Below are 23,731 nucleotides of genomic sequence, written 5' to 3' on the forward strand. Positions count from 1 at the left end.
GCTTCCCGGCACACCGCCTTCACCCTATCGATGTAACGGCCGTCAATACACCGTCAAAGTCCCACCCCAGTGCCGTTAGGAGCGCATCAGGGACGTTTCGTTCACGACCTCGCTGGTGTTCGCTGGTGAGGTTGAGGGCGTCCGGAGGAGTCGGGTACGGGTGAGTACGGAGAATGTCGTCGGCATCATCATTGCGGTCTGCCTGGTCGGGTATCTGATCCTGGCGTTCTTCTTTCCCGAGAAGTTCTGAGCATGACGACGACGGACGCGGCCGGCCTGACGGCAGGGGCGGCACAGCCGGTCGTCCGGCCCGGAAGGCTCAAGGTCTTCCTGGGCGCGGCCCCCGGGGTCGGCAAGACGTACCGCATGCTCGACGAGGCCCATCGCCGGGTGGCGCGCGGGGCGGATGTGGTGGCCGGTTTCGTGGTGTGCCACCGGCGCCGGCACACCGAGGCGAAGCTCGACGGCCTTGAGATGCTGCCCTTGGCCGGCCACGACTACCGTGGCGGCCGGTACGCGGAGTTGGACCGGGAGGCGCTGCTGTCCCGGCGTCCGCAGGTGGTGCTGATCGACGAGCTCGCCCACACCAACGTCCCGGGCGGCGGCCGGCACCCGAAGCGCTGGCAGGACGTCGAGGACATCCTCGCCACTGGCATCGACGTCGTCACCACGCTCAACATCCAGCACCTGGAGTCGCTGAGCGACGTCGTCGAGAAGATCACCGGGGTGCCACAGCGCGAGACGGTGCCCGACGAGTTCGTACGCCGCGCCGACGAGATCGAGCTGGTCGACATACCCCCCGAGGGGCTTCGGCGCCGGATGGCCCACGGCAACATCTATCCCCCGGAACGGATCGACGCCTCCCTCGCCAACTACTTCCGCCCCGGCAACCTCATCGCGCTGCGGGAGCTGGCCCTACTATGGCTGGCCGGACGAGTGGACGAGGCGCTCCACAAGTACCGCGTCGAGCACGGCATCGGGGAGGTCTGGGAGACCCGGGAGCGGGTGGTGGTGGCGCTCACGGGCGGCCCCGAGGGCGAGACCCTGATCCGTCGCGCCGCCCGCATCGCCGGCCGCTCCGCGGGTGGCGAACTGCTCGCCGTGCACATCGCACGCAGCGACGCCCTCGCTGCCGGGGTCTCGCACGCGGCGCTCGCCGCGCAGCGGGCCCTCGTCGAGGACCTGGGCGGCAGCTACCACTCCGTCGTCGGCGACGAAGTACCCACCGCCCTGGTGGACTTCGCCACGGCGGAGAACGCCACCCAGCTCGTCCTCGGTACGAGCCGCCGCCGCAGGCTGGAACGTTTCCTCACCGGCCGGGGAATCGGCGAGACCGTCGTCGGGCTCTCCGAGGACATCGACGTCCACATGGTCACGCACGAGCGTGCCGGCCACGGCCGACTGCTGCCGTCCCGCCGCCGCACGCTGCCCACCTCCCGGCTCATCGCCGGACCCGTGGCCGGTGTCGTCCTCCCCGTACTGCTCACCCTCGCCCTGGACCGGATGCGCGGCACGCTGAACCTGACCAGCGAGGCGCTGCTGTTCCTGGTGGCCGTCGTCGGCGTGGCCTGCATCGGAGGCGTCGCCTCCGCCGTGATCGCGGCACTGACCGCCGCCCTGCTCCTCAACTACTGGTTCATGCCGCCCATAGGCGAGTTCACCATGAGCGACCCGGACAGCGTGCTGGCGCTGGTGGTCTTCGCCGTCGTCGCCGCCACCGTGGCCGCCGCCGCGGACAGGTCCCTGCGCCTGTCTCGCCGCGCCGCCCGGGCCACGGCCGAGGCCGAGACGATGTCCTCCCTCGCGGGCAGCATCGTGCGCGGCGACCAGACGATCCCGGCCCTGCTGGAACGGACCCGGGAGACCTTCGGCATGGACACCGTCGAGCTGGCTCCGGAAGCACCTGACGCCGCCTCCGGGACGGAGAGCGGACACCGCATCCGTGGCGGCCCGGACCCCGACCTCGTGGTCGCGGCCGGTCCCGGCGACTTCCTCGTCCTGCGCGGCCGTACGCTGCCGTCCTCCGAGCGCCGCGTCCTGGCCGCCTTCGCCGCGCACGTCGGCGCCGCGGTCGAGCGGGCCCGCCTGGCCGAGGCCGCCGCCGAAGTCGAACCCATCAAAGCCGCCGACCGCCTGCGCACCGCCCTGCTGCGGGCCGTCAGCCACGACCTGCGCACCCCACTGGCCGGGGCGCTGGCCGCGATCGGCTCGCTGCGCGCCACGGGCGTGGACTTCTCCGCGGAGGACCGGGCGGAGCTGCTCGAATCCGCCGAGATGTCCCTGAACCGGCTGAACCGGCTGGTGGAGAACCTGCTCGACCTAAGCCGCCTGCAGGCCGGCGCCCTCACCCTCGAACTGCGGGCCACCACTCTCGAGGAGGTCCTGCCCGCCGCTCTGGATTCACTGGACCTGCCGTCGGCGGATACGCCCGGCATCGACGTGCAGAACCTGGAGACCGTGCCGGCGCTGCAAGCCGACCCCCCTCTGCTCGAACGGGTCCTGGCGAACCTGGTCGGCAACGCCATCCGCCATGCCCCGGGAGACCGTCCCGTTCTGGTGACGGCGAGTGCCCTGGCCGGCCGGGTCGAGGTCAGGATCGCCGACCGGGGCCCCGGAATCGCCGCCGACGACCGCGAGCGCGCCTTCGAGCCCTTCCAGCGCCTCGGCGACCGCGACAACACCGCCGGACTCGGCCTCGGCCTCGCCCTGGCCCGCGGACTCACCGAGGCTATGAACGGCACCCTCACACCCGAGGACACCCCTGGCGGCGGTCTGACCATGGTCCTGTCCCTGCCCGTCGCCGCCGATGCGACCGCAGGGCGGCTCTGACCCGTATGTCCTCCTCCACCCTCCACCTCCGAACGGGCCTCGGACAGCGGTCTCAGCACATGATCATCTGCGGGGACGACGGACTCGTGCACCGCCTGGCACAGGAGCTCGACGCCGTGTGCGGTGAGGCCGTCACGGTCGTGCTGCCGTCGCGCCGCGATGGGCACGGCGCGGACGTCGTGGCCTTGCGCCGCGCCCCCCGCTCACCGTCGAACTGCTCGTATCCGCCAGGCCGGACGATCTCGAATGACGCGCAATCGCCGTACCGGTCGGCAACAACCCTGAATCACGCAGGGGAAGTCATTTTCACCATGGGGGTCTTATGTCGTTCGATGAGGAATGGGCGGAGCTCAGGTCGGCAGCTGCCGAGAAGCAGACCGTCATGCGGCTCAATCAGCTCGATCCAGGAGGGGGCGGTGGGCCGGGGCCGCAGGGGGATCTGGTGGTCACGCAGAAGGATCTGGCGGCCGTCGGAAACGCGGCGTTCAAGCTCCGCCAGAGGCTGGGCACCGACGGGGACCACGCCAAGGCCAGTACGTACGAGGCGGCAGGCGCTTTGAAGAAGGACTTCGCCCTGGGCGCGGCCCTCTCGACGGTCGCGGACAAGTGGCACGACCAGGTGGGCACGCTGCTGGATGCCTGCGCCCACATCTCCAACCATCTGGACTACACGCAGAACGCACACGCCGAGGACGAGTACTGGATCGCGACCCAGTTCAAGTTCGCGCAATTGGACAAGGGCTTCGAGGAAAGGGCACAGCACTGATGGATCTGGACGCACTGCGCTTCGCGGACTTCTCGAAGCTGTCCACGGCCGTGGCCGACTGGACGGCGATGGCCACCAAGCTGTGGGAGCTGGAGTCGGACGCCCGCGGGGACCTGGGTGGAAAGGCGGCGAAGGCCGACTGGGCGGGGGTGAACGCGACCGTGACACGCGAGTTCATCGGCAAGACCGCCAAGGAATTCGCCGACGCGGCCACCGAGGCCACCAGCATCGGGAACATCCTGCGCGACACCCACGGTGAACTCGTCGACTACAAGACCCGGCTGAACGTGGCCATCTCACGTGCCCTGGAGAAGAACCTCACCGTCGTGGGGACCGGTGACGGCGGATTCACCGTCACGATGAACATCCACCCCGACCGTGCCGCCAAGGGCCACACGGTCCCCGAGCACACCGAGGCCGACGCAACGGCCTTCAGGGACGAGGTACAGCGGATTCTGGAGGGGGCCACGGAGAGCGACAGCACGGCCGCGCAGGCGCTCACGATGCTGGTCGGCCAGACCCCGTACGGCTTCTCCGATGCCGCCTACTACGACCGCGACCGGGCGACGGACGCGATGAAGGACGCCGACCGGATCGCGAAGCTCCTCAAGGCCAAGGGGGACGACCTGTCCCCGGAAGAGTTCGACAAGCTCAATGCCGACCTGGCCAAGTACAAGGACGACCGGCTCTTCCAGGAGAAGCTCGCCACCACCATCGGCCCGCGCGGCCTGCTCGACTTCTGGACGGACCTGGCCGACCCCTCCGACGGGGGGACTCTCCAACGCTCCCGCCACGACCAGTTCGGCGACTTCCAGCGCAACCTCTCCCTCACCCTGGCCGGCGCCACCCAGTCCGACAGCCCGGCCATGCGCACCTGGGAGAACGACATGGTCAAGCTGGGCGAGGAACGGTTCCAGACCCGGGGCAGTCAGGTCTACGGCTACCAGGTGATGAGCAACCTCATGCGCAACGGCGACTGGGACAACCGCTTCCTGAACGACTACGGCAACGCACTCGTGGCCACCGAGAAGAGGATGAAACTCCCCGCGAACTACTGGAACGGCGGCCTCCCGCCGGTCCCGAGGATGAATTTCATCGGCGAGGACTTCGGCCGCGACCCGATGACGGGCTTCATAACCGGGCTGGCGGCCAGCCCGCACGCGGCGACCGAGTTCTTCAACACCACCCAGCCCACCGACAACGCCCAGTACGTCCTCGGTGACCGTCAGACCTTCGATGACACCCCGCTCGACAACAAGGACGGCAACTCCGCCCGCGAGGCCACCGGCGCCGCGCTGGTCTCCGCCGCCACCGGCGTCAACCCCAACGACCCCACCGCGCACCCGGCCGACCTCACCCCCGAGCACCGTCAGGTTCTGGACCGCTCGCTGAAGTACCTCTCCGAGCGGGGTGACGACTTCCCCTCCGAGATGCGCGACGACATGGCCAAGATCCTTTCCGTCCACGGCGACGTCGTCCACCACTCCGCCAGCACCCTGTCGGCCACGCCCGACGACCCCCGGCTGCTGGACCGGCAGCAGCTCCTGGAGGTCAGCAAACAGCTCTCACGGGACCAGAACGCATACGGCATGCTCAACGAGGCCATGAACCGCGAGATGATCAAGGACATTTACGGTGACCAGCCTCGGGATCCCAAGGAGACCCTCCAGCGGGCCGGCAATACGGTCGGCTTCCTGGAGGAGGCCCGCTACCAGGCCCTGAAGACCGACAAGGACGATCCCTCCTGGGAAGCCAAGTGGCGCTACCACGGCTTCGGGGGCGCCGCGAACTTCATTCCGGTCGTCGGCGACATCGCTCAACGAGGCGTCGACGCACTCGCCTACCAGTGGCAGCTCGACGAACAGGCCCGCATCGAGGAGGGGTTCCAGGAGAAGAACCGAGACGTCTTCCTGCTCCGGGAGAACCAGCTGCGAACCCTCTCCCAGGAGTGGGCCAAGGCCAACCCGGGCCACAGCAACGACCCCTACACCCTGGAGAACGAGATCAACCTGGCAGCAGTGAACGGGAACAAGCGCGCTCAGGGCCTGGCAGGTGCCCATTGAGGCGCAGCACGGCGGTGGCGGTGGCGGTGTCGGTGGCCGTCGCAGCTGCCCTCCTGGCGGCGGCAGGGTGCTCGAAGACTCCTCAGTACGCCGTACCGGGTGATGTCTGCGGGGTCGCGGTCGATCCCGCTGTCCTGGAACCCTTGCTGCTCCCGGGCGAGAAGCTGGAACAGTCGACGGTCCTTTCCCGGCCCGGCGCTCCTCACTGCTTCGTGCAGGTGGACGAGGAGAGCGTCCTGGGTGTGCAGGGGGAGGTCATACCGGCAGATCAGGACCCGAGCGTGCGGAGAGAGTGGCAGATGCCCGCTGCGGCAAGGATCGAAGTCGGTGACGACGCCCGTGTGAGCGACATCAACGTGGTCGCGGTAGCCGCGTGCGCCCACCAGGGCAAGGCTGACAAGTTCGTCGTCCAGGTCGAGCGTTTTCACCCCGAGCGCGATGACGCCAGGAAGCGCCGGGAGGCTCTGGCCGGCTTCATGACGGTGTACTTCCCGGCTGCAAGGAAAGCGGTGGGCTGCACCTCATGACCGTATGCGCCGGCCCTCTCCGGCAGAGCGGACCACCAAGAACCTTCGACGGAGGACACAGCCTGTGCGGTACGACGACGAACCGGTCTTCAAGCGCAGCAAGTGGGGAACGAACCGCTACTACTACAACCCCGGCAACCCCGTCGGGCTCGCCCTGATCATCATCACGCTGCTCGTCGTCGGCACGATGATGATCCTCATGGCCAACCGGGCCGGACCGTTCAAGCCCGCGCCCGCCCCCGCGCCCTGGAGCCCGCCACAGTACGACTACTCGCCGCCGTCACCTTCGAGCAGCCCACCGGGCCGTTGAACGCCGATGGGGTTCCCGCCCGACGGGAACCCCATCAAGACGGCGTAGCCATCACATCAGCAGCGCATCAGGGTCCGACTCCAGGGCCGCTACCAGCCCTAACGTCGCTCTCATGGGACGACATTTCACTCAGGCGGCGGCTGGCGCACCCGGCGCCGAGGCGGCACTTCACGGACCCTGCGCACACGACGTCCAATGGGCCGGTGAGAGGCGCTCGGCGCTCGGAGTCGCGTTCCTCCTCTTCACGGCCCTGTTCACCGTGGACGCCGGTCTCGGAAGCCTCGACGTGACGCGCGGCGTCCTCTGGACCGGCCTGGCCGGCCTCATCTTCGTCGTCCTGCTGCCGCCCCAGGTCTCCGTACGTCCCGGTCTGCTCAGCGCCCGCGGAATGCTGATGACGAACACGGTCCGGACCGACTCACTGGCCTCGGTCCGCTGGTCCGACGGGGTGGCCCAGCGGCTGATCCTCCAGGACACGGAGGGAGGCCAGGTCGAGATCGACCCGACGGTCCTGGTCCGCAACCCCGCAATGTGGCGCCTTCTCGACACGGACAGCCGCTCGTCCCTCCGGCACGGCACCCTGCTGCACGGCGCGACCGCTCTGCGACAGCTGGCGCAGCGCATCGACCGGGAGACGGCCCACACGGTCTTCAAGGTTTCCGGCTTGCAGTGACCCCTTACGCCCCCACGCCAGTCACCGATCCCGCTTGGGTGCTGCTGCCGGCAGCGTGAGCGTCACCGCGAACCCGCTGCCGACGGTGGAGCGCTCCAGGGTGCCGCCCATGGTCTCCGTGAGGTCGCGGGACATCCGCAGGGCCAGGCTGTCGGCGCTGCGGACCGGGGGCGCCCCTGACGTCGCCTCCTCCGCCCCCTGGCCGGCTCCGTCAGTGATGTGGATCTCCACAAGGCCGGGCCGGGCCTCGGCCGTCAACCGCGCGCGCAGGTCCGTTTCGGCGTCGTGGGCGGCAAGCCGTCCGTGGGAGTACGCCATACCCAACTGGGCCGCGCACGCTGCCAGCACGCGCTGATCTCCGCTGCTCAGCGGTCGTCCGCGGGCGGCCAGCGAGATGTCGTCGCCGACGGGGCTCTCCACATCGGCGTCGTAGGGGCGCTCGGGTGGATCAACGCCGGTGCTGGCGACGACGGAACAGCGGGGCTCGGCGGCATGCCCGGTATCCCTCTCCAGCAGGCTGACCGCGTCCAGGCCGAGGTCCTCCCGTACCTGTTCGAGCAGGGTCGGCAGGTCCTGGCCGTGCATCATGGCGGTGGCCAGCCGGCTCAGCGCCCTGGCCTCGGAGCTCGCTCGGACGGCCTGATACGTGCGTTGGGCCGCCGTTCCGGCGGCCATGCCGACGACGACGGCCCCTACCTCGCCGGCTTGCCCGGCTCCCCGGACCACGATCATCGGAGTTTGGGCACCCGCCGCGGTCTTGAGGCCCACCGAGCCGAGCATGAGGGAGCCGAAGCCGCCCCGGCCCCGGTTGCCCACCACGACGGTGCCGTGCAGGGCGGCGGCTCTGTGCAAAGCCGTCACCGGATCGCTCCGGCTGAATTCCGTGGTGACGTGCGCGCTCGGAAACTCGGCTCTGACCGCCTCCGCCGTTTCGTCGAGCAACACGCGACCGGCGTGCCGGACCTGTTCGACGGACTCGGCCGACAGGTAGATGATTCGCGCGTCGGTGTCGGCCCCGTACACGATGTGCAGCGGACGGTCACGGCGTACGGCCTCGGCAGCAGCCCACATCGCTGCCGTGCGCGCGGAGTCGGAGCCGTCGACCCCCACGACGACCGAGCTGCTGTCCGGGTACCGGACGGTCCCTTCCATGCTTCCTCCTCGCCGAGCCGGTAAGGGCAGGTGACACACTGTCATCGGGCTGCCCTCACATGAGGGCCGGTCGGGGCCACGTTCGGGGCCGAAGGCCCCCATCGGGTTCTCCCGGCGCCGACCGTCGCCCGAAGCCGACCCGAACGGTCCACGCGGAGGACCGTTCGGCCCTCCTCGCCGTCGCCGGATGTAGCGGAAGGTTGACCCTGAATCCCCAGGCAGCGGCACTGCCCCGGGCGGCGCGAGGAGGCGGGAGGTACCTCCATGAAGCACATCAAGGTGGGAGACCTGATGACGGACGAGGTTGTCGCCGTGGTGTCGGCCACCTCCTTCAAGGATGTCGCGAAACTGCTCGCACAGCACGACATCAGCGGACTGCCCGTGGTCGACGACGAGGACCGGGTGGTCGGCGTCGTCTCCGAAAGTGATCTCCTGATCAGACAGGGAACTCCTGTCGCCCCGCACACCGAGGCCTCCTCCCTCGCCGAAGTCACGGCGGGCGAGGTGATGTCCACCCCGGCGGTGACCGTCGACGCGGAAGAGACCGCGGCCGACGCTGCACGCCTCATGACACGCCGGAACGTGGAACGCCTTCCCGTCGTGGACGAGGAGGGCCGGCTCGTCGGGATAGTCACTCGGCGTGATCTGCTTCGGCTCTTCCTGCGTCCCGACGCCGAAATCCGACGCCGGGTGATCGATGAAGTCCTCCGCGACGTCTTCGACGTGCGCGCCGACGCGGTCGAGGTGCACGTCCTGGACGGCGTCGTCACGTTGTCCGGCGCGGTGGACCGGCAGAGCCGGGTTCCGGTCCTGGTCCGTCTGGTCGAACGCCTGGACGGAGTAGTGGCGGTCGCGTCCAGCGTCACCGGCCGCATCGACGATGCGTCGCTCGCCCCGCCGACCCGAACGGCCCAGACCATGCCGTGGTGACGGGTGAGGCCTGGACGCCCTGACCGCAAAGGGCAGGGACGGTGGTCACGAGGACTGGGCCGGGGACGGGACCAGTCGGTCCTGGGCGGGGACACACGGTCTGTCCCGTCCCCGGATCCGGGTGATTCTGGAGGTACAGCACACGCAACCGTGTGACACGGAGAGGGCATGCCATGGGACACCACGTGATCGTCGGCGTCGACGGTTCGCCCGAAGGCCGGGCAGCAGCGCGCTGGGGCGGCCAGGAGGCCGCTCTACGGAACGTTCCGCTTCGCTTGGTCCACGCAGTCGACTGGCCCGTGGCCCCTGCGATCCCCCGGACGGGCCGCGAGAAGGCCGACCGGTGGGCGGACGAGGCACTCGCCGAAGCAGCACAGGAGCAGCGGAGCCGCCATCCGCGTACGGAGATCACCACTCGATGCCTTTCCGGCCGGCCGGCCGCTGTTCTCGCGGCCGACGCCCTGGATGCCGGGTTGCTCGTCCTCGGCTCCAGGGGGATCGGCGGCCTGGCCGGATTCCTCATCGGCTCGGTCGGCCTGTCGACCGTGATCGCCACGGAGACACCCGTGGTTCTGGTGCGGGCGGACGGGCCGGACCGGCCCGTCCCCGACGCACGGGGCGGGATCGTCGTGGGTGTCGACATCCACGAGGCCGCGGACCACGTCCTGTCCTTCGCCTTCGAAGAGGCCTCGATCCGAGGCTGCCCCCTGCGCGCCGTCCACGGGTGGAAGCTCCCGGCCGCCTACGAGTACGTCCCCTTCTTCGACCCGGAGAACGAGCGGGAGATCGGTGCGAGTGTCACGCGGATGCTCGATGACATGCTGCTGCCGTGGCGGCACAAGTTCCCGTCGGTGGACGTCACCACGCGCGCGTACATGGGGTCCGCCGGTCGCGAACTCGTCCGGGAGGCGGCCGGCGCGGACCTCGTGGTGGTGGGGCGGCGGACACGCCGTTCGCCGCTGGGCGCGCATCTGGGCTCGGTGGCACACGCCGTTCTGCATCACTGTCCCGCGCCGGCCGCCGTCATCGCCCATGACTGATGTCCGGTCCCGGACAAGGAGCAACGGCGCGGTCAGCGTGGAGCGGGCACTCGGCTGCACGACGGATGACCCGGCGGTTCAGCCCGCCACTTCCGGCCCCCGCTCCGCGAAGGGCCGGAAGTGCCCGACCCGGCCCCTGCTCCCTGTCGGCCCGCAGACTCGAAGGGACCGATACCGACCACTGCTCCCGGAGGAGTCATGAAGTCTCCGCGCACCGTCGACGACGTCATGACCGGTGCCGCCATCTCCGTCGACACCGGAGCCCAGTTCAAGGACATCGTGGAGACCATGCGGGAGTGGCGCATCAGCGCCCTGCCCGTGCTGTCCGCGGACGGACGCGTCGCGGGTGTGGTCTCCGAGGCCGACCTGCTGCTGAAGGCGCAGGGCATGGACGAGTCCCGCGCCGTCACGGCCGGGCAGCTGATGACCGTACCTGCGGTGACCGTGACCAAGGACGCCACCATCGCCGGTGCTGCCCGCCTCATGGCCCGCGGCCACCTCAAGCGACTGCCCGTGGTCGACGGCGACAACCGCCTCGTCGGTGTCGTCAGCCGGGGCGATCTGCTCAAGATCTACCTCCGGCCGGATGAGGACATCGGAGCCGAACTGCGCGAGCTGCTCACCGCGTACCTCCTGCCGACCCGATCCGCCGAGGTCTACGTCCACGTGGCGAACGGGATCGTATACCTCCGCGGCACCGTTCCCGATTCCGCCACCCGGGACATGGCGGTACGTGTCGCACGCACCGTGCCGGGCGTCGTCGATGTCACGGCCACGCTGGACGTCGGCGCGTCCGGATGAGGGGCACCGGAGCCGAACTGCTCCGGGGGCGTGTGGACGTGGTCAATCGGCTCATGTTCGAGGACGACGACATGTCGGTCGACATCCACGGGGCCGCAGGACGGTAGGAGTAGACCGTGAAACACCGAGAAGTGGGCGAGCTGATGACCCGCGAGGTCGTGACGGTGCAGGGCGGCTCGCCGTTCAAGGACATCGTCCGCGCCCTCGCCGAACACAAGGTGTCGGCCGTCGCCGTCGTCGACAACGCAGGACATCCCCTGGGCGTGGTGTCTGAAGGAGACCTCCTGCCGAAGTCGGCAGATCAGGGGGACTTCTTCCGCTCGCTGCCCGTGACTGACGCTCTGGAGCACGAGAAGGCGGAGGCCACGAGGGCCGAGGAACTCATGTCGGCTCCCGCCGTGTGCGCCGGGCCGGACTGGACCGTTGCCGAAGCGGCCCGGCTCATGGAGGCACAGGGTGTCAAACGACTTCTGGTCGTCGACGCGGCGGACGAGCTGGTGGGCATCGTCAGCCGGCGCGATCTACTGAAGATCTTCCTACGCGACGACAACATCATCCGCCAGGAGATCATCGGCGATGTACTCGACCGCACTCTGCGCCAGGACCTCGACGCGATCACCGTCCAGCTGGCCGACGGCCGGGTCGAACTGCACGGTTCCGTGCAGTTCAAGAGCCTGGTCCCGGTGATCGAAAGGCTGTGCCGAACCGTCGACGGAGTGGTGCAGGTGACGCAGCACCTCGGATACGCGGTCGACGACCTCGTACCCGGCCCCTGAAGCCCGGCCTCGCTCGTCGCCGGAAGGCGTCCTCGCCGGACGTCGGGTGGGGCCTCCCGAGCCCCCGAGGGGCCACTCGGCACCTCGCGATCCGGCACCGTCGGGTCGAATCTGAAAGGAGAGCCGGGTACTCGATCAGAAGGAGCCGGACACATGACGCACCGCATCACCGTGGGCCTGGACGGAAAGCCCGAGAGCACCGCCGCCGCCCGCTGGGCCGGCCGCGAGGCGGAGCTGCGGGGAGCCTCACTGGACCTCGTCCATGCCGAGGAATGGCTGGAGAATCCGCCGCTGCCCGTCACCACCACGGAGGAACGCAGACGCTGGGCCACGGAGGTCCTGCGCAAGACGTCCAAAGCGGTCCGCCTCGACCATCCGTCGCTGGAGATCACCACGCGCCGGGTCAGTGGACTGCCCGACCTCGCTCTCGCGTCCGCCGCCAAGGATTCCGACATGCTGGTGCTCGGCACGCGCGGCCTGGGCTCCGTCGCCGGATTCCTCGTCGGGTCCGTCGGGACGAACGCGATCGCGGCAACGGAGCGACCCGTCGTCCTCGTACGGTCCGCCGATCGTGAGGGGAACCCGCCCGACGGAGGCCGGGATCGTGGACCGGTCGTGGCCGGGGTGGACGTTCAGCACCCGTGTGACGGCCTCCTCGCGTTCGCCCTCGAGGAGGCTTCACACCGCGGATGCCCGCTGATCGTCATCAACGGATGGTCGCCCCCGCCGATCATGAGCTACTCACCCGTACTCGAGCCCGGGATCAACGAGGAGATCCAGCACGGCATCACCACGGCGCTGGACGGAATGCTGGCCCCGTGGCGTGAGAAGTTCCCGACGGTGAGCATCGACGCGCGCGCCACCATCGGCCGGCCCGCGGCCCAGATCCTCGACGCCGCTCGGGAGGCCGCCCTCGTCGTGGTCGGCCGCCGCATCCGGCGCACCCCGGTCGGCCCCCACATCGGCCCCATCACCCACGCCGTGATGCATCACGCCACCTCGCCGGTCGCCGTCGTCGCCCACGACTGACGCCGACAGCACAGACAGGAACCGTCCCGTGTCCGCACAGCGCTTGGACCCCGAGAGCGTCGTCCCCCTCGTCGAAGACGCCGTCGCGGCGCCTTCCATGCACAACGCCCAGCCCTGGAAGTTCGTCCTCAGGCCGAACGCGGCGCTTCTCGAACTGCGCGGCGATCCCGAACGGGCGATGCCGCGCGCCGACCCTGACCACCGCGCCCTTCATCTGGGCTGCGGCGCGGCGCTGTTCAACCTGCGGGTATCGGCAGCGTCAGCGGGCTTCGCCGCGGTCGCGGAGCTCCTTCCCGACGGTCTCGACCCGTGGCTGCTCGCCCGGGTCCGCTTCCAGGCGGCCTCGGACATCGATCGGGACCTGATTCCGCTGCATCCGGCCGTACGAAGCCGGCACTCCAGCCGCTTCCCATTCACCGAGGAGCAGATCCCGGCTGCCCTGATGGACGCTCTGTGCGCGGCCGCCCGGTTGGAGGGCTGCCGTCTGGTCGTGCCGGACGCCTGGCACACCGAGACCGTACTCGGCGTGGTCCGCGACTCCGAGCACCGTGAAGCCATTGACCCGGCGCTTCAAGACGAAACGTCCGCGTGGACCCATCCGGCAGACGGCGGCGAACAGGAGCGGAGCGACGGCATTCCCGTATCCGCGTTCGGCCCCCGCCCCTCCGGCAGGTCCTCCCCGGTCCGTGACTTCGGCCGGTCACAGCCTGCGTCGGGGCGCAGCTGGGCCGTGTTCGAGGAGCATCCTCAGATCGCCCTGCTGGGCACGTCCGAGGACACCCCTGTGGACTGGCTCCGTGCGGGTCAGGCTCTGGAACGGGTCCTGCTCCAGGCCACCGCCGACGGCCTCGTCAACTCGATGACCTCGCAGCCGCTGGAATGGCCCGAACTCCGCTGGACGGTGCGGGATCCCGTCGCGCCGATGGGGCACGTCCAGATGGTCATCCGGCTGGGCTACGGACCCCAGGGGCCGGCGACTCCCCGCAGGGCGGTCGCGGAATTCCTCGAAGTCGTCTGACGGCGGCAACGTGGTCCGGCTGCTACGAGGCGGCGGCGTCCAGCCACCCGGTATACGGCTTGAGCGAGTCCTGCGGGCGTGTCCCCGCTCCGACGGCACCGATGTCGCCGTACGCGGTGCGCTTCATCTGCAGGGCCAGGTCCTCCATGGCCCGGGCGACGGCGAGTTCGTCGCCGATCTCGGGAACGTCACTGTCCTGCGGGTTGCAGCGAGCGGTGCCGTGCCCGGTGATCCTGGTGGTGCCGGTGTCGAGTTCCAGTCGGGCCTTCGTGGTGCGGTCCTCCTCGAACAGGAAGAGCCGGACCTTCCATTCAGCGGTGTGCGACATGGCGGGTCTCCCGGAGTCGGTGAGAGGTGTGGAGGCGGTTTCGACGCGCCCGGCGTCGCAGTTCGTCGGTGCCCCAGACGAGCACCGGGAAGACCGCTATGAGGGCGACGACGTCGAGGGGCAGTGCGGCCGTACCGAAGATGCCCTGCAGCGGCGGCACGTAGACGAGCGCCGCGGTGAAGAGCCGACCGTCCCGGATCACCGTGGCGTGGGTCGGCAGATAGCGCGCGAGGGTCTCCACCGCCTGCTCGGCCTGGCGCTCCTGGAGCAGGGCGAAACCCGCGTTGAGGAGGATGACGGCGACGATCGCCCAGCCGAGTACGGCGATGTCCGCGACGAAGGCCATGGCAGCCGCCGCCCACAGCAGCAGGGCGAGGGGATGGACCAGTTGGCGGACGAGTTCACGTCCCAGCGACGTACGCGCCTTGCGGCGCACCTCGTTCGGGCCGTACACGGCCAGGCGACGCGCCGCCTCGCGATCGGAGAGCCCCCTCTCCCCAGTTCCCAGTTCGCGACGCAACAGCGGCAGGGGCTCCAAAGGGTCAAGGGCGCCGCCGGCCTGCGGGCCCGGCTCGGCGGCCTGCGGGCGTGAGGGCGCCTCAGTCATCACCGGCCTCCCGGCCATGCCGCAGTCGGCCGGACCAGCCCGGTTCGACGCGTTCCCATCCGTGCTCCCACTCCGCGAGGTTGCGTGCTTGGAGGAGGCGCAGCCGCAGGAGGACGACCCCGGCGCTCGCGAGTGCGATCAGGGCCGCGCTGCCCGCTCCGGCTGCAACTGCGTCCGACGCCGCCGTGGCCCCGGTTCGGGGAGCTGAGGCCACCGCACCGTTGTCGTCGACCCACAGGGTGACGGTGCGTCCCACGGGTGTCCCTGCCAGGACGGGAAGGGCGGAGGTGTGGCGGGTTCCCGAGGGAAACTCCCACCGCGCACGCGCTGTCGTGGTGACCGCGCCCGCCCGGGTCGAGGAGTGAGGCGCGGGCTCGCCGATCGTGGTCGCTTTCACGAGGTGGCGGTGCCGTGCCTGCTCCGCGGCCGCGCGCAGTCCGTTGTCCACAGCGGTCAGTCCCACCTCGACCCCGCAGACCACGGCGAGAACGCACGACAGCACGAAGGCGGCGATCCAGCGGCTGCGCGTACGATCCGTCGCCCGCCGGAGCGGGTTGGCCTGAGCATGACGCCTGTGCCCTGGACCGGACGAGCTTCGGTGGAACATGCCACACCTCCGCGCTGTAACGGTGCCGATCCGCTCAGTGGGCAGCGGCGAGTTCGGCACTGATGTGATGGGCCCAGCTCTGGATCTGCTCCGGATTGCGGAAGTCGCCGCCCTTGCCCGCCCGGACCATGGCCCGGGCGATCAAGCCCGGCGTGCCCGAGGTGATGCTGCCGCCGAAGGTCCGGTGCTCACGCGCCCCGATGCGCTCCATCTCCCGGGCCACGGCGGGCACGGGCGGGATCTCGTGCTGCTCCGCGCTGCTGTCGACCGGGCCACTGCTGAACAGCCAGACCGGCCGGTGCTTGAGGTAGTCGGCGTTGCGTTCCGCGCAACGCTTGGCCTTGCCGCTCCAGTGACCGGCGTAGAGGGCACCGCCCAGCACCACGGCGTCGTACCCCCGCACGTCCTTCACGTCGTCGGCGGGAAGCACAGTGGCATCGAGACCGTCCTCCCGGAGGGTCCGGCCGATCTGTGAGGCGATGCCGGCCGTCGCTCCGTGCTTGCTGCCGTAGGCCACGAGCACTCTCTTCTGCGTCATGACGACTCTCCGTTCCCACTCATCACTGGCCGCTCCGGCCGGACGCATCCGCCGCAGAGCTCCGAGTGGTCCTTCTCTTCCTCTCAGTCTGCTCCGCGCGGAAGGCGCTGCGCCTCCGCTCGATCCGGGCACCTGGCATCGTGCGCCGGCCCTTCCGACCTCCTGCGGGCACCCTTCGGGTGTCTGCCTTCACGCTCCTCCGGAAGGAAGCCGTTCACATGGGTCGCATGGGGCCGTGCGGGGACCGTTCGGCCCTCGTCGACACGCAGCGGCCGCGCGGACCGGGCTCCTGCCGTGATGCGGGAAGTGGGCCAGTTGCTGACCGACGAAGGACGGATGCCTCCTCAGGCCGTATGCAGACGGAACCAGCGCTGTTGCCCCGGGGCCACGCTCGCTCTCCGGCCGCCCGGCAATACGAGGCACACGGGCCCGAACCGCGACGCGGGGACGCTGATCCCGAATCGGCCCGGCAGGAACCGGGCGCGGATGCCCCGATGCCCGCGGTAACAGAAAGTGAAGGTCGAGCGGGGTACCTCGCTCAGCGGAACGGGATCCACGCGGAGTCCGTCCGAGCAGGCCTCCAGCCCCACGACGACGCGCTCCACGAGGTCGAGGGTGCCGCCCATGGCACCGAGGTGGATGCCCTCGCCAGTCGTGCCGCCCTGAATGTCGGTGACATCGCCCAGCAGCGCCTCCTGGCAGAGCGGCCAGGCGTCCTGGCCGCTCAGACGGGCGAGGACCCAGCCGTGGACCAGGCTGCTGAGCGTCGAGCCGTGACTGGTGCGTGCGAGGTGGTACGAGACGGTCGCTCGCCAGGTGTCGTCGTCGAGGGCGTAGCCGAGCCGGGCGAAGATCTCGTAGAGCTCGGCGGGTCGGAAGAGGTAGCCGAGCATGAGGGTGTCGGCCTGTTTGGACGCCTGGTACCGGTTGACCGTGTCGCCCTCGGCTTCGAGGATGCGGTCGAGGCGGCGGATGTCGTGATATCGGGAGCGGTAGGCGTCCCAGTCGAGTTCGGCCAGGTCGCCGTAGCCTTCGAACTGGCTGACGATCCCGCGGTGGAAGGGCACGTACAACCGGTCTGAGATCTCCTTCCACCGGTCGAGGTCACCGTTGTCGAGGCCCAGCTCCGCGGCCAGTTCCCTGCGACGGGCTGACGGCAGTCCGGCGTACAGCTCCAGGGCGCGGGCCAGCACCCACGCGGCGGTGACATTGGTGTAGGCGTTGTCGTCGATCCCGGGCGTGCTGGAGTCGGGGTAGGCGTCGTGGTATTCGTCGGGTCCGAGGACGCCCCGGATCCTGTATCGCCCTCGTGCGGGGTCGTACGCGGCTGCACTGGCCCAGTAGTGGGCGATGCTCAGCAGCAGTTCGGCACCGGGTCCCTGCATGAACCCGGTGTCGCCGGTGGTCTGACCGTAGCGCCAGACGTTCCACGCGATGGCCGATCCGACATGGCGCTGCAGATGCGAGTGGTCGGGCAGCCATCTGCCGGAGCGCGGATTGAGGTGCAGCGTCTGCGTTTCCTCAGCTCCGGAACTGCCGCTCTGCCAAGGGAACATGGCCCCGGCGAAACCGGTGCGGCGCGCGGCGTCGCGGGCCGGTGACAGTCGGCGGTACCGGTACATCAGGCAGGAGCGCGCGACTTCCGGGAAGTGCAGGGTGACGTAGGGCAGGACGCAGACCTCGTCCCAGAAGACGTGCCCGCGGTAGGCCTCTCCGTGCAGGCCCCGGGCCGGGACCCCCACGTCGAGGTCGGCGGTGAACGGGGAGAGCGTTTGGAGGAGGTGGAAGGTGTGCAGGCGCAGGATCCGCCCTGTTTCACCGGGGACCTCCAGTTCCCCATCGGACCAAAGTCGTTCCCAGGCGGCCTGGTGGGTGGCGAGCAGTGCGGGAAAGCGCGGTGCGCGAGAGGCGTGGTCGACGGCACCCTGCAGTGGCTCTGTCGCGGGCCGGTCGAGCGACGTCCGCAGGGCAGCGGTCTTCAGCACCACGGCGGGCCTGCCTCGGGAGATCCGGAGGACGAGTGTCTGGACGGCGGACGTGGCGGTGCAGGACACGGCCACGGGGCTGGGGGGCCGCGACGAGACACGTACGGCAAGTCCTATCCGGATCCGCGACGAGGTCGTCGTACAGCCCAGCCATGCGACGCCTTCCGGCTCGACACCGACGTGGTGGCCAGTGAGATGGCGGCCGTCGAGATCGCGGTAGCGCTCGACACCGGTATTCGTGATGTCTCCGTCGAGGACGGACTCGACTTCGACTGTGCCGGTCCAGCCGTAGGCGTGGAACACGGTGCGCTGCGCGGCCAGGTACGGGTCGCCCATGTGGACGAGCCGGGTGTGCGTGACACCCAGTCGGCGGCCGTGCGGGTCCTGGAAGAGCATGCGGCGCGTGAGGGTGCCCCGACGCAGGTCGAGGGAGACCTTGCAATGGCGCAGGGTGGCGTCGTCGGGTGTCAGCCAGTCGCCCGGCGATCCGCCCTCCGGCAGACAGCGGTAGCGCAATGCCGTCCAGTCGGGGAGCCGGACCATGTCCTCGTTGGTGACCTGTGCGCCTGCCACGGTCGAGACGAGACGGTCGTAGCAGCCAGCGACGTAAGTCCCCGGGGAGTGGACGGTGTCGGCCTCGGTCTCCGGTGCCGATCCCCGCGTGGCGAACCGTCCGTTGCCGAGGGTGCACAGGCTCTCGACGACCCGTTCCGTCTTGGGGTCGTACCTGCCGAACTCCCAGGCCCAGGAGTTCGTCATGGCGCCTGCCCGCGAAGTACGGCGGGCAGAGCAGCCAGGTCGGCCAGCACGAGGTTCGCGCCTCCTACGCGCAGAGCGTCGGCCCTGTGCGCATCGGGCGACCTGTCGATGCCGACGACCAGGCCGAAACTCCCCCGGCTGCCGGCCTCCACCCCGGCAATCGCGTCCTCCACGACCGCCGTGTCCTCGGGGACGCTGCCCAGACGGGCGGCCGCTTCGAGGAAGAGCGCGGGATCGGGCTTGCCGGCCAGGCCGAGTCGTGCCGCGTCCTCGCCGTCCACCAGAGCGTCGAAGAGGCTCGCGAGGGCTGCGGACTTCAGCAGCGCGGCGGCGTGCCGGGACGAGGACACCGCCGCGTACCGCACGCCTTGGGCCTTCAGTTCGTTGAGGGCCGGGTGGACATCGGAGAACGCCTCCACCGCACGGGAGCGGAGGTTCTGAGTGAAGATCTGCTCCTTCAGCGCGGCGACCGCCCGGACTGTGCCGCAGCCAGGCGTGTCCCCGCGCTCGCCCGGCGGCAGATCGATCCCCCGGGCGCCCAGGAAGGCGCGGGCCCCGTCGACACGGGATTTTCCGTCGACCAGATCCCGGTATTCACGATCGGCGTCGAAGGGCTGCTGCGTCGCGCCGTCCGCGGCCCAGACCTCCAGGCAGTCGTCGAAGGCGGTCTTCCAAGCGGCCGCGTGGAGCACCGCGGAATCGAGCAGGACGCCGTCGGTGTCGAAGACGACGGCCCGGATCGGCCTCACCGACGGGCCACGCGCCGGCCGGTGACCCGGACGGGGTTGATCGACATCCAGTGCGTACGGTGGCCGCCCGCCCAGGGCAGGGAACGTGCGAGGGCGTCCAGGCGTTGCAGGGCGTCGCCGTCGGTGACCCCGGCGACTTCGCCGACGGCCATCACGCTCCAGCCCTGCTTCATCGCGTCGTCGATGTGGTCGACTTCGAAGGCCACCTCGGTGCCGGCGGCGCCGGCGAGCAGCGCCTCGCCGGAGGTCCGGAAGGCGATGTCGCCCCCGGCGACGACGTAGTTGACCGGGAAGATGGCGGGTCCTTCGGCGGTGAAGAGTGCGACGCGGCCGATGCCATGGGTCGAGAGCAGCCGACGGCACTCCGCCTCGCCGAGCTCCACGAGTTCGGAGTCCAGCCAGGCACTCCCGCGGCCCGGCGGTTGATCGGTGGTGGCGCCGGTCAGTTCGGCGACGGTCGTCCCCAGCGCGTCGGCGAGCCGTACCAGCGAACCGCTGCCGGGGTTGGCGGCCCTCTCCTCCAGGTAGGCGATGTACGAGGCGTCCGCCCCGCAGCGATCGCCCACCTGCTCGCGGGTGAGACCGAGCTGTGCGCGCCGGGCGGCGATGCGCCGGCCCAGGTCGGTGTGTCCGACTTCCTGTGCGGGCTTCGGTGCCGTGCTGGGCATGACGGTCACTTCCCCGGGGTCTGCGCGGTCAGGGTGTTGTGCTGGGGGCCGCCCAGCGCCACCTTCAGGGCTCCGGTCTCGGCTGCCCGGGAGAAGACGTCGTACGCCTCCTCCATCTGCCCGAGCTCGAAGCGATGAGTGATCAGCGAGGCCGCGGGGAGACGGCCGGCGGCCATCATCTTCAGCAGCATCGGTGTCGAGTAGGTGTCGACGAGGCCGGTGGTGAGGGTGACGTCCTTGATCCAGAGGTCTTCGAGGTGGAGGGTCGCCGGCTTGCCGTGGACGCCGATGTTGGCGACGTGGCCACCGGGGCGGACCATCCGCGTGCACATCTCGAAGGCTTCCGGCACGCCGACCGCCTCCATGACGACGTCGGCGCCGAGCCCGTCGGTCAGGTCCTCCACCAGCCGCTCGGGCTGCTCGTCCGCACGTGCCGTCGCGTCCGCGCCCAGTTCGCGGGCGGCGGCCAGCCGGGAGTCGGCGAGGTCGACGGCAATGATCCGGCCGGGGCTGTAGAGCCGGGCGGTGGCGATGGCGGCCAGGCCGATGGGGCCGACACCGACCACGACCACCGTGTCGCCGGGCTGCACCTTGCCGTTCAGGACGCCCACCTCGTAGGAGGTGGGGAAGATGTCGGCGAGCAGCACGGCGTCATAGCTGTCGACGGCGCTGGGCAGCGGGTGGACGGAGAGGTCTGCGAAGGGGACGCGGACGTACTCGGCCTGCGTGCCGTCGATGGTGTGGCCCAGGACCCAGCCGCCGCCTCCGCGGCACTGGCCGTAGTGGCCTTCCCGGCAGAACCGACAGCGGCCGCAGGAGGAGATGCAGGAGATCAGCACCCGGTCGCCGGGGCGGACGCTGCGGACGTCGCCACCGGTCTCGACGACGGTGCCCACCGCTTCGTGACCCAGGATCCGGCCCGGGGTCACCTCGGGTACGTCGCCCTTGATGATGTGCAGGTCGGTACCGCAAATGGTGACCGCGTCGACGCGGACCACCGCATCGGCGGCGTCCTTGATGCTCGGGTCCGGAACGTCCTGCCAGGAGGTCTGTCCGGGCCCGTGGAAGACGAGTGCCTTCATGATGCCGCCCTTCCCTTCCCATCTCGTCAGGTGTCGGTACCTCCAGCCTGACTTCTTGGGCGGCAGCGTGCACGGGCCGGACGGCCCCGCATCGGGGCCGGTCGGGCCCATGCCGAGGGCCGTGCGGGATGGGCGAAGCCGCCGGGGCTTACCCCGACCGGTGCTCCGCCGGCGTCACCGAGACCGTTCGCCCTGCCGGCCCGGTCTTCCGGTGAAGGGCGTCGGCAACCCGGCCGAGGTCCCGACAGGCGTGCGCGAAACAACCCGCACTCGGCACGTCCGCCCGGAGATCATTCGACGGGTACGTCAGGCCGGATGATCGTCACCGGGCAGGAGGCATGGAGCGCCACCTGAACACTCACGGAACCGAGCAGGGCCCTGCGGAAGCCGCCCCGGCCCCGGCTGCCCACGACCAGCATGTCGGCGCCCTCGGCTGCATCCACCAGGACCTCGGTCGCATTGCCTCGCACCAGGCGCTGGTGCACCAGTGACCCGCCCTCCTCGCCGAGGACCGTACGGACCTCCTCGACCAGGCCTCGCTCGGCCTCCTCCTCGTCGAACACGGTGTCCACCGCGGGGGCCGACCACGAAGCGGCACCGGGCACGTCCCACGCCGCGACGGCCTCCACCTTCCCGCCCACGAGGCCTGCGTACCGGACCGCCCAACGAAGCGCGGCCCGGGAGGACGGCGAACCGTCGACTCCCACCACGATCTTTGGAGCCCCATCCTGCCTGTCCATCGCGTTCACCTTCCGACGCCGGTACATCCACAGTCTCCGAACCCCACGCACACCGCCACGCGACACGGCGGAACGTCACCGGCAGGCCGCACGTATGGGCCGGACGGCCCTCAGCCGGAGGCCTGCCGGGCCCCTCCCGGCGGCGGGGTCCAAAGTGGATGGTGAAGGCCACGGCCGGACCCTGACCCGAAGGAGGGCTGGTCATGACGGAGTCGGCCCTGAGCACCCCTGCCGCCCCGACCCCACGCCCTGCCCTGCTCCGGTTTCTGGGTGGTGTGCGGACGGTCACCGGCAGCAAGTTCCTGGTCGAAAGCGACCACGCCAGGGTCCTCGTCGACTGCGGGCTCTTCCAGGGTTTCGCGGACCTGCGACGGCGCAATTGGCAGAAGCTCGCCTGCGACGCCAAGGACATCCACGCGGTCGTCGTCACCCACGCGCACCTCGACCACTGCGGCTACCTTCCCCGCCTGGTCCGGCACGGCTTCCGCGGCCCGATCCTGACCAGCGCCCACACGGCCCGTCTCGCCGAGATCGTCCTCCGCGACAGCGCCCGGCTCCAGATGGAAGCGGCCCAGCACGCCAACGACCACGGCTGGTCCAAGCACCAGCCCGCCAAGCCCCTCTACGACGACAACGACGTCGACCAGACCGTGAAGTTCTTCGACCCTGTGGAGACGGGAGCCGAGGTCGAGATCATGGGCGGCACCCTGCTGAGGCTCACCACGGCGGCCACATCCTCGGCTCCACATGGGCCCACCTCACCCTGGAGGACGGCCACACCCTCGCGGTCAGCGGAGACCTCGGCCGCCCCGGCCCCCCCTCCTGCTGCCGCCGGAACCGTTCTCCGGCGCCGACGTCCTTCTCATGGAATCCACCTACGGCGACCGCAGCCACGACAGCGCAACGGCTCAGCGGGAGTTCGGCGCCGTCATCTCCCGAGCGCTCTCGCGCGGTGGCACCGTCGTCATCCCCGCCTTCGCCATCGACCGAACCGAGGTCGTCCTGCACGAGCTCGCCGGCTTGCGGCGCGACGGCACGCTCCCCCGACACGTCCCCGTCTACGTCGACAGCCCCATGGCACTCGCCGCCCTCGACGTCTACCGCGAAGCCCTGCGCAGCCATTCCCCCGAGCTGCGGCCCGAGGCCCTCGCCCAGGGCGAGGCCGCCATCAGCCCGGACCCCTTCCTGGCCGCCCGCAGCGTCCAGGAATCCATCGACATCAACAACAGCACCGGCCCCGCGGTCATCGTCTCCTCGGCCGGCATGGCAACCGGCGGGCGGGTCCTGCACCACTTGCACCGGATCCTGCCCGACCCCCGCAACGCGGTCGTCATCGTCGGGTTCGCCGCCGCCGGCACCCGCGCCCGCGACCTCGTCGACGGCGCCCGGACCCTCAAAATGTTCGGCGAGTACGTGCCCGTCCGCGCCGAAGTCGCCGACGTACCGCACTTCTCCGCCCACGCCGACGCCGGCCAGATCATCGACTGGCTGCGCAACGCCCCCGCCCCGCACACCACCTACCTCGTCCACGGGGAGGAGTCGGCGGCGGAAACCCTGCGCGACCGCATCGACCGCGAACTGGGCTGGACGGCTGTCGTACCCCGCTCGGGAGAGGGCGTCCTCGTGCGGTGACCGGGACCGGTCGGCCCTCGGGATGTGTACCGCCAGGCCCTCCCGAAGCCCGTACCGCAGCAGTCAACCTGAGGGGGAAAGGGCTGGAGGCACGGCATGAACACGGTGTGGAGTCCGCTGGG

At 70.1% G+C, this 23,731-nt stretch carries 24 protein-coding genes and 1 pseudogene; 15 read left to right on the forward strand and 10 right to left on the reverse strand.

The window, feature by feature from the left end:
• The first annotated feature begins 160 nt into the window (after nt 1-160).
• The 7 genes from kdpF to OG207_RS04820 all read left to right on the forward strand — a co-directional run bounded on the left by kdpF (nt 161) and on the right by OG207_RS04820 (nt 7,168).
• Nucleotides 161-250: a K(+)-transporting ATPase subunit F gene (gene kdpF, locus OG207_RS04790; protein ID WP_099888229.1), complete on the forward strand. Its 90-nt coding sequence runs from the start codon at nt 161-163 to the stop codon at nt 248-250.
• 2 nt (nt 251-252) lie between these two features.
• Complete coding sequence (locus OG207_RS04795) at nt 253-2,829, forward strand: sensor histidine kinase (RefSeq protein WP_329096199.1); 2,577 nt, start codon at nt 253-255, stop codon at nt 2,827-2,829.
• A 322-nt stretch (nt 2,830-3,151) separates the two neighbouring features.
• The gene (locus OG207_RS04800) at nt 3,152-3,595 is read left to right on the forward strand and encodes a hypothetical protein (protein ID WP_329096201.1); all 444 of its coding nucleotides are present in this window, start codon (nt 3,152-3,154) and stop codon (nt 3,593-3,595) included.
• A complete protein-coding gene (locus OG207_RS04805; RefSeq protein WP_329096203.1) occupies nt 3,595-5,658 on the forward strand; it encodes a hypothetical protein in 2,064 nt (687 codons plus the stop codon). The genes OG207_RS04800 and OG207_RS04805 overlap by 1 nt, the downstream gene beginning before the upstream one ends.
• Before the next feature lie 14 nt (nt 5,659-5,672).
• Nucleotides 5,673-6,185: a hypothetical protein gene (locus tag OG207_RS04810; RefSeq protein ID WP_329096205.1), complete on the forward strand. Its 513-nt coding sequence runs from the start codon at nt 5,673-5,675 to the stop codon at nt 6,183-6,185.
• Nucleotides 6,186-6,249: 64 nt separating this feature from the next.
• Entirely contained in the window at nt 6,250-6,495 is a 246-nt protein-coding gene (locus OG207_RS04815) for a hypothetical protein (protein ID WP_329108299.1), read from the forward strand.
• A gap of 112 nt (nt 6,496-6,607) precedes the next feature.
• Nucleotides 6,608-7,168, forward strand: a complete 561-nt coding sequence (locus OG207_RS04820; RefSeq protein WP_329096207.1) for a hypothetical protein — start codon at nt 6,608-6,610, stop codon at nt 7,166-7,168.
• A 21-nt stretch (nt 7,169-7,189) separates the two neighbouring features.
• Here OG207_RS04820 and OG207_RS04825 read toward each other — a convergent pair whose 3' ends face one another.
• Nucleotides 7,190-8,320: a universal stress protein gene (locus tag OG207_RS04825; protein WP_329096209.1), complete on the reverse strand. Its 1,131-nt coding sequence runs from the start codon at nt 8,318-8,320 to the stop codon at nt 7,190-7,192.
• 264 nt (nt 8,321-8,584) lie between these two features.
• On the opposite strand from OG207_RS04825, the gene OG207_RS04830 reads away from it, so the two are divergent.
• From OG207_RS04830 to OG207_RS04855, 6 genes are all read left to right on the forward strand, one after another.
• Nucleotides 8,585-9,250 carry a CBS domain-containing protein gene (locus OG207_RS04830; protein ID WP_329096210.1) on the forward strand — a complete coding sequence of 222 codons (666 nt, stop codon included), beginning with the start codon at nt 8,585-8,587 and terminating at the stop codon, nt 9,248-9,250.
• Nucleotides 9,251-9,423: 173 nt separating this feature from the next.
• Nucleotides 9,424-10,290 (forward strand): universal stress protein, encoded by an 867-nt coding sequence (locus OG207_RS04835; protein ID WP_329096212.1) that lies wholly within the window; start codon nt 9,424-9,426, stop codon nt 10,288-10,290.
• A 198-nt stretch (nt 10,291-10,488) separates the two neighbouring features.
• The gene (locus OG207_RS04840) at nt 10,489-11,091 is read left to right on the forward strand and encodes a CBS domain-containing protein (protein WP_329096214.1); all 603 of its coding nucleotides are present in this window, start codon (nt 10,489-10,491) and stop codon (nt 11,089-11,091) included.
• A 116-nt stretch (nt 11,092-11,207) separates the two neighbouring features.
• Nucleotides 11,208-11,867: a CBS domain-containing protein gene (locus tag OG207_RS04845; protein WP_329096215.1), complete on the forward strand. Its 660-nt coding sequence runs from the start codon at nt 11,208-11,210 to the stop codon at nt 11,865-11,867.
• A 153-nt stretch (nt 11,868-12,020) separates the two neighbouring features.
• The gene (locus tag OG207_RS04850) at nt 12,021-12,896 is read left to right on the forward strand and encodes a universal stress protein (protein ID WP_329096217.1); all 876 of its coding nucleotides are present in this window, start codon (nt 12,021-12,023) and stop codon (nt 12,894-12,896) included.
• Nucleotides 12,897-12,924: 28 nt separating this feature from the next.
• Entirely contained in the window at nt 12,925-13,914 is a 990-nt protein-coding gene (locus OG207_RS04855; RefSeq protein ID WP_329096219.1) for an Acg family FMN-binding oxidoreductase, read from the forward strand.
• A 22-nt stretch (nt 13,915-13,936) separates the two neighbouring features.
• On the opposite strand, the gene OG207_RS04860 is transcribed toward OG207_RS04855, so the two are convergent.
• The 9 genes from OG207_RS04860 to OG207_RS04900 all read right to left on the reverse strand — a co-directional run bounded on the left by OG207_RS04860 (nt 13,937) and on the right by OG207_RS04900 (nt 21,977).
• Nucleotides 13,937-14,242 (reverse strand): DUF1876 domain-containing protein, encoded by a 306-nt coding sequence (locus OG207_RS04860; RefSeq protein WP_329096221.1) that lies wholly within the window; start codon nt 14,240-14,242, stop codon nt 13,937-13,939.
• Nucleotides 14,226-14,849 (reverse strand): cation-transporting P-type ATPase, encoded by a 624-nt coding sequence (locus OG207_RS04865; RefSeq protein ID WP_329096222.1) that lies wholly within the window; start codon nt 14,847-14,849, stop codon nt 14,226-14,228. The genes OG207_RS04860 and OG207_RS04865 overlap by 17 nt, the downstream gene beginning before the upstream one ends.
• Nucleotides 14,842-15,456: an Rv1733c family protein gene (locus OG207_RS04870; protein ID WP_329096223.1), complete on the reverse strand. Its 615-nt coding sequence runs from the start codon at nt 15,454-15,456 to the stop codon at nt 14,842-14,844. The genes OG207_RS04865 and OG207_RS04870 overlap by 8 nt, the downstream gene beginning before the upstream one ends.
• 34 nt (nt 15,457-15,490) lie before the next feature.
• Nucleotides 15,491-15,994 (reverse strand): flavodoxin domain-containing protein, encoded by a 504-nt coding sequence (locus OG207_RS04875; RefSeq protein ID WP_329096224.1) that lies wholly within the window; start codon nt 15,992-15,994, stop codon nt 15,491-15,493.
• 344 nt (nt 15,995-16,338) lie between these two features.
• Nucleotides 16,339-18,738: a glycoside hydrolase family 65 protein gene (locus OG207_RS04880; protein ID WP_329096226.1), complete on the reverse strand. Its 2,400-nt coding sequence runs from the start codon at nt 18,736-18,738 to the stop codon at nt 16,339-16,341.
• On the reverse strand, nt 18,735-19,487 hold the full coding sequence (locus OG207_RS04885; RefSeq protein WP_329096227.1) for an HAD family hydrolase: 753 nt from the start codon (nt 19,485-19,487) through the stop codon (nt 18,735-18,737). Before OG207_RS04885 ends, OG207_RS04880 begins: the two co-directional genes overlap by 4 nt.
• Nucleotides 19,484-20,155 (reverse strand): helix-turn-helix domain-containing protein, encoded by a 672-nt coding sequence (locus OG207_RS04890; protein ID WP_329096229.1) that lies wholly within the window; start codon nt 20,153-20,155, stop codon nt 19,484-19,486. The genes OG207_RS04885 and OG207_RS04890 overlap by 4 nt, the downstream gene beginning before the upstream one ends.
• A gap of 5 nt (nt 20,156-20,160) precedes the next feature.
• Nucleotides 20,161-21,237 carry a zinc-dependent alcohol dehydrogenase family protein gene (locus tag OG207_RS04895; protein ID WP_329096230.1) on the reverse strand — a complete coding sequence of 359 codons (1,077 nt, stop codon included), beginning with the start codon at nt 21,235-21,237 and terminating at the stop codon, nt 20,161-20,163.
• Between the two features lie 290 nt (nt 21,238-21,527).
• Nucleotides 21,528-21,977, reverse strand: coding sequence for a universal stress protein (locus tag OG207_RS04900; protein ID WP_329096232.1), 450 nt, complete (start codon nt 21,975-21,977; stop codon nt 21,528-21,530).
• 203 nt (nt 21,978-22,180) lie between these two features.
• Between OG207_RS04900 and OG207_RS04905 the strand changes: the two are divergent.
• Together OG207_RS04905 and OG207_RS04910 are read left to right on the forward strand one after the other, a co-directional pair.
• Nucleotides 22,181-22,444, forward strand: a pseudogene (locus OG207_RS04905) (MBL fold metallo-hydrolase); the annotation flags it as partial.
• A 397-nt stretch (nt 22,445-22,841) separates the two neighbouring features.
• Nucleotides 22,842-23,609, forward strand: a complete 768-nt coding sequence (locus OG207_RS04910) for an MBL fold metallo-hydrolase (protein WP_329096235.1) — start codon at nt 22,842-22,844, stop codon at nt 23,607-23,609.
• Nucleotides 23,610-23,731: the final 122 nt, after the last annotated feature.

Origin of the sequence: Streptomyces sp. NBC_01439 (assembly GCF_036227605.1) — a bacterium.
In the GTDB taxonomy this organism is placed as follows: Bacteria; Actinomycetota; Actinomycetes; order Streptomycetales; family Streptomycetaceae; genus Streptomyces.

What these genes read in the sequence shown, in the direction of transcription:
- OG207_RS04795 (WP_329096199.1), top strand. Translation starts at nt 253, where the DNA reads ATGACGACGACGGACGCGGCCGGCCTGACGGCAGGGGCGGCACAGCCG.
- OG207_RS04800 (WP_329096201.1), top strand. Translation starts at nt 3,152, where the DNA reads ATGTCGTTCGATGAGGAATGGGCGGAGCTCAGGTCGGCAGCTGCCGAG.
- OG207_RS04805 (WP_329096203.1), top strand. Translation starts at nt 3,595, where the DNA reads ATGGATCTGGACGCACTGCGCTTCGCGGACTTCTCGAAGCTGTCCACG.
- OG207_RS04820 (WP_329096207.1), top strand. Translation starts at nt 6,608, where the DNA reads ATGGGACGACATTTCACTCAGGCGGCGGCTGGCGCACCCGGCGCCGAG.
- OG207_RS04825 (WP_329096209.1), bottom strand. Translation starts at nt 8,320, where the DNA reads ATGGAAGGGACCGTCCGGTACCCGGACAGCAGCTCGGTCGTCGTGGGG.
- OG207_RS04830 (WP_329096210.1), top strand. Translation starts at nt 8,585, where the DNA reads ATGAAGCACATCAAGGTGGGAGACCTGATGACGGACGAGGTTGTCGCC.
- OG207_RS04835 (WP_329096212.1), top strand. Translation starts at nt 9,424, where the DNA reads ATGGGACACCACGTGATCGTCGGCGTCGACGGTTCGCCCGAAGGCCGG.
- OG207_RS04840 (WP_329096214.1), top strand. Translation starts at nt 10,489, where the DNA reads ATGAAGTCTCCGCGCACCGTCGACGACGTCATGACCGGTGCCGCCATC.
- OG207_RS04850 (WP_329096217.1), top strand. Translation starts at nt 12,021, where the DNA reads ATGACGCACCGCATCACCGTGGGCCTGGACGGAAAGCCCGAGAGCACC.
- OG207_RS04860 (WP_329096221.1), bottom strand. Translation starts at nt 14,242, where the DNA reads ATGTCGCACACCGCTGAATGGAAGGTCCGGCTCTTCCTGTTCGAGGAG.
- OG207_RS04865 (WP_329096222.1), bottom strand. Translation starts at nt 14,849, where the DNA reads ATGACTGAGGCGCCCTCACGCCCGCAGGCCGCCGAGCCGGGCCCGCAG.
- OG207_RS04870 (WP_329096223.1), bottom strand. Translation starts at nt 15,456, where the DNA reads ATGTTCCACCGAAGCTCGTCCGGTCCAGGGCACAGGCGTCATGCTCAG.
- OG207_RS04875 (WP_329096224.1), bottom strand. Translation starts at nt 15,994, where the DNA reads ATGACGCAGAAGAGAGTGCTCGTGGCCTACGGCAGCAAGCACGGAGCG.
- OG207_RS04880 (WP_329096226.1), bottom strand. Translation starts at nt 18,738, where the DNA reads ATGACGAACTCCTGGGCCTGGGAGTTCGGCAGGTACGACCCCAAGACG.
- OG207_RS04890 (WP_329096229.1), bottom strand. Translation starts at nt 20,155, where the DNA reads ATGCCCAGCACGGCACCGAAGCCCGCACAGGAAGTCGGACACACCGAC.
- OG207_RS04895 (WP_329096230.1), bottom strand. Translation starts at nt 21,237, where the DNA reads ATGAAGGCACTCGTCTTCCACGGGCCCGGACAGACCTCCTGGCAGGAC.
- OG207_RS04900 (WP_329096232.1), bottom strand. Translation starts at nt 21,977, where the DNA reads ATGGACAGGCAGGATGGGGCTCCAAAGATCGTGGTGGGAGTCGACGGT.
- OG207_RS04910 (WP_329096235.1), top strand. Translation starts at nt 22,842, where the DNA reads ATGGAATCCACCTACGGCGACCGCAGCCACGACAGCGCAACGGCTCAG.